Raw genomic sequence first — 765 nt, 5'->3', positions numbered from 1 at the left:
CCGTGATGACGTGGGCAGCATTGCGGCCGGCGGCACCCAGACCAACGGCAACGTGGTCACGGGTGCAGGCGCTGGCTCGGTGGCGGACACGGTGGGCGCAGACGGTGCAGTCGTCACCAAGGTGGCGTTTGGCGCAACCAGCGTCGACGTCCCTGCGACGGGCACCACCACCATCAACGGCGCCTACGGTGTATTGACACTGGCCGCCGATGGCACCTACAGCTATGTGCGCAACGCAGGCTCGCAAGGCGGCAAGAGCGATGTATTTACCTACACGCTCACGGACGGAGACGGCGATCCAGATACAGCGACGTTGACCATCAACATTGGAGACGGCACCCCCACCATTACCTTGCCCACCGCGGGCAGCGATGGCACCGTGGTCTACGAAGCGGGCTTGCCAGTGCGAGGCACAGAGCCAGCGGGCACCAACGCAGCGGCTGATACGGAAACCACTGCAGGCACCATCGGCTTTAACAGCCCAGACGGCGTAGGCTCGGTCTCCCTGGGTGGGCATGCGCTGACCACCACAGAGCAAACGTTTGCCGTAGAGACGGTCACGGGTGTGCAGGGGCAGTTGAAGGCGTACTACACCTTCGACGAAGCCACCGGTGTGGGCACCATCCACTACAGCTACACACTGACAGACAACAGCGCCGGGGATGCCACCTCGGCCAGCTTTGCAGTGTTGGTCACCGACACCGATAACGATCCAAGCGCTGCGGGCAATCTGGTCATCCGTGTGGTGGACGATGAGCCAGTGGC

At 63.4% G+C, this 765-nt stretch carries 1 protein-coding gene; it reads left to right on the top strand.

What is annotated here, in order from left to right; genetic code table 11:
- Window positions 1-765 (top strand): Ig-like domain-containing protein (locus AC27VO_RS16510; protein WP_488667805.1); only part of this gene is annotated, 765 nt, incomplete at both ends.

The organism is Comamonas sp. 14P8.1.4 (assembly GCF_057799285.1).
The sequence above is the reverse complement of the archived record's forward strand: the minus strand, read 5'-3'. Positions and strand labels throughout refer to the sequence as shown.